This is a genomic window from Streptomyces sp. CA189 (assembly GCF_056428985.1).
On sequence record NZ_JBWJVM010000067.1, the window covers coordinates 41370 to 49685 of the forward strand.

General features: G+C 71.2%; 9 protein-coding genes. 4 read left to right on the forward strand and 5 right to left on the reverse strand.

Features of this window, described 5'->3' with window-relative positions:
• Positions 1 to 85 precede the first annotated feature (85 nt).
• Both AC061S_RS34200 and AC061S_RS34205 read right to left on the reverse strand, forming a co-directional pair.
• Positions 86 to 1429, reverse strand: coding sequence for an N-6 DNA methylase (locus AC061S_RS34200; protein ID WP_478689767.1), 1344 nt, complete (start codon positions 1427 to 1429; stop codon positions 86 to 88).
• A gap of 123 nt (positions 1430 to 1552) precedes the next feature.
• Positions 1553 to 1735: a hypothetical protein gene (locus AC061S_RS34205; RefSeq protein WP_478689768.1), complete on the reverse strand. Its 183-nt coding sequence runs from the start codon at positions 1733 to 1735 to the stop codon at positions 1553 to 1555.
• 265 nt (positions 1736 to 2000) lie between these two features.
• On the opposite strand from AC061S_RS34205, the gene AC061S_RS34210 reads away from it, so the two are divergent.
• Together AC061S_RS34210 and AC061S_RS34215 are read left to right on the forward strand one after the other, a co-directional pair.
• Positions 2001 to 3185, forward strand: coding sequence for an acetyl-CoA acetyltransferase (locus AC061S_RS34210; protein ID WP_478689769.1), 1185 nt, complete (start codon positions 2001 to 2003; stop codon positions 3183 to 3185).
• 97 nt (positions 3186 to 3282) lie between these two features.
• The gene (locus AC061S_RS34215; RefSeq protein WP_478689770.1) at positions 3283 to 4212 is read left to right on the forward strand and encodes a D-alanyl-D-alanine carboxypeptidase family protein; all 930 of its coding nucleotides are present in this window, start codon (positions 3283 to 3285) and stop codon (positions 4210 to 4212) included.
• A gap of 115 nt (positions 4213 to 4327) precedes the next feature.
• Here the strand turns inward: AC061S_RS34215 and AC061S_RS34220 are convergent, their stop codons facing one another.
• On the reverse strand, positions 4328 to 4831 hold the full coding sequence (locus AC061S_RS34220; protein ID WP_478689771.1) for a hypothetical protein: 504 nt from the start codon (positions 4829 to 4831) through the stop codon (positions 4328 to 4330).
• A 162-nt stretch (positions 4832 to 4993) separates the two neighbouring features.
• On the opposite strand from AC061S_RS34220, the gene AC061S_RS34225 reads away from it, so the two are divergent.
• Complete coding sequence (locus tag AC061S_RS34225; RefSeq protein WP_478689772.1) at positions 4994 to 5680, forward strand: pyridoxine/pyridoxamine 5'-phosphate oxidase; 687 nt, start codon at positions 4994 to 4996, stop codon at positions 5678 to 5680.
• Positions 5681 to 5809: 129 nt separating this feature from the next.
• Here the strand turns inward: AC061S_RS34225 and AC061S_RS34230 are convergent, their stop codons facing one another.
• The gene (locus AC061S_RS34230; protein ID WP_478689773.1) at positions 5810 to 6244 is read right to left on the reverse strand and encodes a Zn-ribbon domain-containing OB-fold protein; all 435 of its coding nucleotides are present in this window, start codon (positions 6242 to 6244) and stop codon (positions 5810 to 5812) included.
• A gap of 223 nt (positions 6245 to 6467) precedes the next feature.
• On the opposite strand from AC061S_RS34230, the gene AC061S_RS34235 reads away from it, so the two are divergent.
• Positions 6468 to 7625: a flavin-containing monooxygenase gene (locus AC061S_RS34235; protein WP_478689774.1), complete on the forward strand. Its 1158-nt coding sequence runs from the start codon at positions 6468 to 6470 to the stop codon at positions 7623 to 7625.
• Positions 7626 to 7635: 10 nt separating this feature from the next.
• On the opposite strand, the gene AC061S_RS34240 is transcribed toward AC061S_RS34235, so the two are convergent.
• On the reverse strand, positions 7636 to 8316 hold a 681-nt coding region (locus AC061S_RS34240), incomplete at its 5' end, for a hypothetical protein (protein WP_478689775.1).

An 8316-nucleotide genomic window follows, 5' to 3' on the forward strand; every position in this document is an offset into this window, starting at 1 on the left:
CCGATGGCCGATGCAAGGGTGCCGAGTGGCACCACTGCCCAGCCACGGGGGAGCGTCCGAAGCCGCTCTTCTACGCGCCCTGTGCTCACCGGTTGTCCAGCAGGTCTCGGAGCTCGCGCTCCAGGCGGCGCGACTCCGTGAAGTGACGTTCCAGTGCGGCGGTCAGCTCCTCCAGCCGCTGATGGACGCCGGACTCCGCCTCGCCATCGGTCCGTGCGGTTACGTGCCGGGACGGCAGTACGTCGAAGTCCTGAGCGGCGATCTCCTCGGCCGAAGCCGAGCGGGACCATCCGGGCGAGTCCTCGTACCGAGAGACGCCGTACTCCCCACACCACGATGCATAGGTTTCCACGATGCGCTCGACGGCCGCCTCCGGGAGGATGCGCTGCCGCTTGCCCACAGTGACTGCGGTCTCGCGCGCGTCGACGAGGAGCACCTTGCCTCGTTGGTGCTCGGGCCGGGCGCCTCCCGCACCGGAAAGGATCCACAGGCATACCGGGTTGCGCACGTGCGGGATGAGGCCGGCGGGGAGTTCGACGACCGCAGCCAGGAGATCCGACTCGACCAGACGCGCCCTGATGTGCCGTTCGGCACCCCGTGTACCGGTTGCCGCACCGGTGGGCAGGAGGATCCCGGCCCTCCCTCCGGGCGACAGCTTGTTCACACAGTGCTGGACCCAGGCGAAATTGGCGTTCCCCTCGGGTGGGATGCCCAGCCGCCACGGCCCCTCGTACCGACCGTACCCGTCATCCCAACGCGCCTGATTGAAGGGCGGATTGACCGCCACGACATCGAATGTCTGCCCCGGGAAGCCGTCCCGGAGGAGACTCGAGGCAGGCCCTTCGAGACGGGCTTCCAGGTCACGGACGCGCAGATTCATGGCGGCGGTGTCCAGGGCGGCCCCACTGATGTCCTGGCCGGACAACCGCAGACTTCCCGCCTTGGCGTCACGCGCCGCGACGTACGCAGCGGATTCGACGAGCAATCCGCCTGATCCACAGGCGGGATCGTGAACGGACTCGCCGGGGCGCGGCGCCAGCAGGCCCACCATCAGGCTCGTGACGTCCCGCGGTGTGAAATACGCGCCGCCCTTGGCGCCACGGGACTGCGCCTCCAGCACCAGGTCGAACAGCCGGGCGGGACTCTGCACCCGAGACACCGCACCGATGACGTCGTGCGCCTGCGCGGCGCCCACCGCACGGAGGTCCGGAAGGGACAGCTCGCGCCCGATTCCACGGTCATCGGTCCAGTCATCCACCTCGCGCGCGATCAGTTCCTGCAGGTGCCGCCCGCCCTCGAAGGACGACCGGACCTCGTTCCACGCATGCGGACCGAATGCGTGGGACCGCACCTCGGACGGTGACGACTCCGCGCGGTGCCGAAGCAGCCCGAGGAGCAGGACGAAGCGGTACGCCTCCTCGACGGACACGGCACCGTGCAGGGCATCCACCGCCCGCCACAGCGCTGCCGCCTCCTGGGCCCCATTCGCCGCCACTTCGCCTCCTACGCGCCTGCCATCACCCCGTGCCCACCCATCATGCCTCGCAGGTCATCAGGCCCGGAGGTAGTTGGCGATCAGGAACCCGACGCCGACCGTCGCCACGAAGGTGGCCCCGCCGGCGGCCAGCGCGATCGGCAGCTCCGCTCCGGCCGCCCGCAGGAGGTTCTCCGCCGCCACGGCGGCGAGAGCGGCGAAAGTGACGATGAGTGCGACCACCAGAACCTTGTTCAACATGAACCCCCACCAACCCTGAGTCGGATTTCAACCGATTTTGGTCGCATCGGAAGGGCAAGTCACTCCACTTCATCGATGCAGGCACGACTGTACCACGTGCAGCAGTCCGCTTGGACTTTTGATTAGCAGTCCGTTTGGTCTTGCTGCTCATCATGGCAAGAAACTTGATTCGCCATTTCCAATTCGTCTGCGCAGCTCGATTCGCGCGACGGCCGGGGGATCCGAGGCCTGCCCCGCGCCATAGATCTGATGTACCGTCAGATTCATGTCATCAGCCACTCCTGCCGGTGCCCTTCGCCGGGTCGCCGTCGTCGGCGTCGCCCTCTCGGACTGCGGCCGGGTGGACGGCCCCACCCCGTACGCCCTGCACGCGCAGGCCGCCCGCCGGGCCCTGGCCGACTCCGGCCTGGACCGGTCGGTGATCGACGGCTTCGCCTCGGCGGGCCTCGGCATCCTGGCGCCCGTGGAGGTGGCCGAGTACCTGGGCCTGCGCCCCACCTGGGTCGACTCCACCTCGGTCGGCGGCTCCACCTGGGAGGTCATGGCCGCCCACGCCGCCGACGCCATCGCGGCCGGCCACGCCAACGCGGTCCTCCTCGTCTACGGATCCACCGCGCGCGCCGACATCAAGGCCCGCCGCCGGACCTCGAACCTCTCCTTCGGGGCGCGGGGACCGCTGCAGTTCGAGGTCCCGTACGGGCACACGCTGGTGTCCAAGTACGCCATGGCCGCGCGCCGCCACATGCACGAGTACGGCACCACGCTGGAGCAGCTCGCCGAAGTGGCGGTGCAGGCGCGGGCGAACGCCGCCACCAACCCGGACGCCATGTTCCGCGACCCCATCACGGTCGACGACGTCCTGTCCTCCGGGATGATCGCGGACCCCTTCACGAAGCTGAACTGCTGCATCCGCTCGGACGGCGGCTGCGCGGTCCTGCTGGCCGCCGAGGACTACGTACCGGACACGGCCAAGGAGCCCGTCTGGATCCTCGGCTCCGGCACCGCCGTCTCGCACACCACGATGTCGGAGTGGGAGGACTTCACCGTCTCCCCGGCGGCGGTCTCGGGCCGCCAGGCCTTCGCCCGCGCGGGGCTCACCCCGGCGGACGTGGACCTGGCCGAGATCTACGACGCCTTCACCTACATGACCCTGGTCACCCTGGAGGACCTCGGCTTCTGCGCGAAGGGCGAGGGCGGTGCATTCGTGGAGAAAGGCCGCCTCCTGCGGGACGGCGACTTCCCGGTCAATACGGACGGCGGCGGACTCTCCGCCTGCCATCCCGGCATGCGCGGCCTGTTCCTGCTGGTCGAGGCGGTACGCCAACTCCGCGGCGAGGCGGGCGAGGGCCAAGTGCGCAAACGCGGCGGAACCCTCCCACAGGTGGCCGTCGCCTCGGGCACGGGCGGCTGGTTCTGCTCGTCGGGCACGATCATTCTCGGACGGGACTGACGCCCTGTCGGTGCGGCTGCGTAAGCTCCCGGAGGGGTCGGCGCGCTTAGGCCGCCACGGCCCCTTCGGGGAATCTCCAGCCATCACGGGAACTGACTTGATATCGAACCTGCTGCGGCGCTCTCGCGCCGCCATCGCCGTCACCGTCGCCACGGGGGCCCTTCTGGCAGTCGGCACACCGGCCCAGGCCGCGGCCGCGCCGCCGAACACGGCCAGCGCGTCGTTCCTCATGGACGGCACGACGGGCGCCACGCTCGCCTCCAAGGCCCCTGACACCAAGCGTCAGGGGGCCAGCACCACGAAGATCATGACGGCCTATGTCGTCCTCACCTCGTCGGGCCTCGACCTCGAGAAGAAGGTCACGATCCAGCAGGAGCACGTGAACTACGTGATCCGGGAGGGCGCGAGCTCGGCCAACCTGAAGGCGGGCGCCACCCCCACCGTCCGCCAGCTGCTGTACGCGATGATGCTGCCCTCGGGCTGCGACGCCGCCTATGCGCTCGCCGACACCTTCGGCAAGGGCACGACCCGGCAGGCCCGCATCCTGGACTTCATCGCGAAGATGAACGCCAAGGCGAAGGTCCTCGGCATGACCAACACCTACTACGACGCCTTCGACGGCATCTCCCAGCACGGCAACAACAAGATCACCGCCCGCGACCTCGCGAAGCTCACGCGCATCGCGATGGGCGGCGGCACGTTCAAGGCGATCGTCAAGACCACCTCGTACAGCAGTGGCGGAACCGCCACCGTCGCCACGTGGAAGAACTCCAACCTGCTGATCCAGCCCCGTCCCGGCGGGTACGCGGTCCCGGGCGCCATCGGCGTCAAGACCGGCACCGGCTCGGCCGCGGGCAAGTGCATCGTCTTCTCCGTGACCCGTAACGGCAAGACCGTCATCGGCGTCCTGCTGAACGACGAGGAGCGCTACCCGGACTCGATCAAGCTCATCGACTGGGCCGTCGGCCCGGCCACCACGATGCTCCAGCGCAGCACCACCGAGCCCATCCCGGACGTCCTCGACTGATGTCCTGACGCCCTGACGTCCTGCTGACACGTCCGGACGTCCACGGGGGCGCCCCGGCCCGACCTCTGCGGTCGGGCGGGGCGCCCCCGTTGCGTTGTGCGCACGCCTACCGTTCCTAGTACTGCCAACGGGGCTGCTTGCCGTCCATGCGGCAGTGGATCGTCCGCTGGTTCGCGGCGTTGGTGGAGCGCCCGACATCGGCCTTGCGGCAGAACTGCCCGGCGTTGTAGCAGTTCCCGGCGTTGGAGACGATCTCGCAGACCCCGCTCGGGGGCGCCGCCGGCGGCTTGGGCGCGGCCGGGGGCTTCGTCGCGGTCCGACTGGCGGCCGGGGCCGGCTTGGGGTCGGCGGGTGCCGCCCGGTTCTGCGGCGGGTCCGGCGTGGGGTCCGGCGTCGGATCCTGCGTGGGGGGCGGTGTCGGCACCGCGGAAGTGGCAGGGGGCGGGGGCGAGCTGACAGGCGGGGACGTCGCCGGAGCGGACGTCGCCGGAGCGGTGACGGCCGGTACGGCCCGGTCCCCACCGCCCCCGGACGCGGGCCCGCAGGCCACCATGGCACCGGCAACCACCAGCGCGGCCAGGGCTCTTCGTATGGCGCTGACGCCGTTGTTCTTTCCCACGTCTCTCTCAATCGCCAAGGGTCACGCAAAGCCGGCCATGCCGGCCATGGCGGTAATGGCGGCAATGGCGGCAATGGCGGTAAGCAGACAAACCGGGCGGGCCGCGCACCCAAAGCACGCGCGGCGCACGAGCCGCGCGGCCGATTGGTGTTCGATTGGGCCATGACGAGCGACTCCGGTGACTCCAGCACCCTCGACGACTTCCGCGCGGTCCTGCACTCCCTGCGCGTCTGGGACGGCCCGTTGCCCTCCTTCGACACGGCCACCGCACCGGCCGACCCGCTGGAGCTGTTCCGGGAGTGGTTCGTCCACGCCGCCGGGGCGGGGCAGCCCGAGCCGCACACGATGAGCCTGGCGACGGTGGACGCGGACGGGCGGCCCGACGTACGGACGCTCATGCTCCACGACGCCGACGAGCGCGGCCTGCACTTCGCCTCGCACTCCACCAGCGCGAAGGGCCGGCAGCTCGCCGGGCAGCCGGACGCGGCCCTGGGCTTCTACTGGCCCGCGGTGGCCCGCCAGATCCGGCTACGGGGGCGGGTCACCGCGTGCGACGCGGCGGAGAGCCGGGCCGACCTGGCGGTCCGCACCCGCGGAGCGCTGGCGGCGGCGCTGACGGGGCGGCAGAGCGAGGTGCTGGACTCCCGTGAGGAGCTGGCCCGCGCCGCGGCACGATCCTGGGACCGGGCCGGCGCGGAGCCGGACGCGCCGGCGCCCACGTGGACCCGGTACGTCCTGTTCCCCACGGAGATCGAGTTCTTCCAGGGAGACGCGAGCCGACTGCACACCCGTCTCCACTACACCCGCACCCCCGCCACCTCCTGGACCCGCCACCTCCTGTGGCCGTGACCCCCGCCGGGGGGGCCGTCCGTTCGCTTGCCCCCACACCACCACACCCCGGGGGCTGCGCCCCAGAGGCTTTCATCCCGTCCCGCACCCGGAATGTGGAACGGTGTGACGGCCGGTCAGCCCGGCCGGTCAGCCCACCGCCGGGGTGAAGACCGCCACCCAGACCCCCTCCGCCGCCTCCCGGAAGGTCACCGCCAGGTCCATCCCCACCCGCAGCTCCGGACCCTCCGCGCCCACGACCTCGGTCATCATCCGCGGCCCCTCCGCGAGGTCGACCACCGCCGCCACGTAGGGCACCCGTTCCCCGAAGGGCGGCAGGTCGTTCCGGTGGATCACCGACCAGGTGTACAGCGTGGCCCGGCCGCTCGCCGTCTCCCACGTCACCCGGTCCTCCCCCGCCCAGCAGGCCGGGCAGAACTCCCGCGGGTAGTGGTGCGCCTTCCCGCACTCCCCGCAGCGCCGCAGCAGCAGCCGCCCCTCCGCGGCCGCGTCCCAGTAGGGCCGCGTGAACTCGTCGATCTCCGGCAGGTCGAACCGCGCAGCCGTACCGGCTCCAGTACTCACGACACCACTCCTCCGGGGCACACCACTGACCTGACGTACCGTCAGTTCACCGGATCCCGGCCCATCCCACAAGCCCCCGCCCGAGCGCGCCCGAGGCCGCGCCCACAGGCCCCCACCACTCCCCGTGATCGATCCGCAACCGATTCCGTCCTCGTCCGAGACCCACCGCCGCCGTACGGCGATACGCTCACACCTCATGCCCGGAGTCCCCACAGCACCCGACATGTCCACCCAGCCCCGCCCGGTCTACGTGATCGGCGCCGGCCCAGGCGGCCTCGCCGTCGCCGCCGCGCTGCGCGCCCGCGGGGTCCGTGCGGTGGTCGTGGAGAAGTCGGAGTCGGTCGGTGCTTCCTGGCGGCGGCACTACGACCGCCTCCACCTGCACACCACGCGCCGGCTCTCCGCCCTCCCGGGCCTGGCCGTGCCGCGCCGCTTCGGACGCTGGGTGGCGCGCGAGAACGTGGTGCGCTACCTGGAGAAGTACGCCGAGTTCCACGAGCTGGAGATCGCCACCGGCATCGAGGTGACCCGCGTCGAACCCTCCGCGGACTCCCGCCCCGACGCCCCCGGCTGGACCCTGCACGCCACCGGGGGCCGCGTCATGGCGGCCCGGGCGGTCGTGGTCGCGACCGGCTTCAACCACACCCCCCTCGTCCCCGACTGGCCCGGCCGGGACACCTTCCCGGGCCCCCTCGCCCACGCCGCCGAGTACCGCAACCCGGCCCCCTACACCGGCCTGGACGTCCTCGTCGTCGGCGTCGGCAACACCGGCGCCGAGATAGCCGTCGACCTCGCCGAGGGCGGCGCCGCCCGGGTCCGCCTCGCGGTGCGCACGGCCCCGCACATCCTGCGCCGCTCCACCGCCGGTTGGCCCTCCCAGCGGACCGGGATCCTGGTCCGGCACCTCCCCGTCCGGCTCGTCGACCGGCTCGGCGCGATCGTCGGCAAGGCCTCGGTCCCGGACCTGTCCGCGTACGGGCTCCCGCGCCCCACCACCGGCCTGTACAGCAGGGTCAAGGAGGGGGCGATCCCGCTCCAGGACGTCGGCCTGATCGACGCGGTCCGCACCGGGCGGGTGGAGCCCGTGGCCGCCGTCGACTCCTTCGACGGAGCCGAGGTGGTCCTCGCGGACGGCTCCCGGATCACCCCGGACGCCGTGATCGCGGCCACCGGCTACCGCCGCGCCCTGGAGGGCCTGCTCGACGGCCTCGACGTACTGGACGCCCGCGGCCGCCCCCGTACGCACGGCGCCCAGACCCCGCCCGCCGCCCCGGGCCTGTACTTCACCGGCTTCACCAACCCCATCAGCGGCAACATCCGCGAACTGGCCCTGGACGCCGAAAAGATAGCCAAGGCCATCGCCCGCACGGTCCGCACCTAGTGCTGTGACGTCAGTCGTCGAACCAGACGGTCAGCCTGACCTCGTCGTCGCCGTGCAGTTCGGCGAGGGTGCGCATGACGGTCCAGACGGAACCCCACTGCCCGTCGGGCACCGCCTCGCGGCGCCTGATGCGCTCGACACGGAACATCCGGTCGCCGTCGATCCACTGAGAGCCCTCCGGGAAGTGCATGCCGGCATGACTCGCGATGTTGGCCGGCCGTCCGCAGAGCTCGACGAATCGCCCAGGAGCGGTATGGTGCCGCCTGAGGAACTGCCAGCCGCCTCGCGGATCACGGCAGTACTCACGGATGTAGGCATCCGGCTCGGCTGACTCCTCATCCCAGTCGACCCGCTTGATCTCTGCCCAGCTGACCCAGCTCGCGCTTCGCCCGCCCATTGCCTCGCGCTCATCGCGGACACGGTTCGAGGCGTCGGCAGGCAGTCCACGGACGGGAACCACGGGCTCGAACTGCTCGTTGTCGCGGACGCCGAACAGACAGCCGAAGGCGTCATAGTTCCTCGGCACCATCAGGTGCTCCAGGGAGACGGTGGCATGCCAGAACGAATCCGCCTCGTGGTCCCGATAGTCGAGGTGGCACTCGATGAAACCGCTGATGTCCGTACCCATGCCGAGATGATCGCTGCTTCGGCCTGCACCGGACCAGCCATATTCCCCACCCCCTCCCCACCC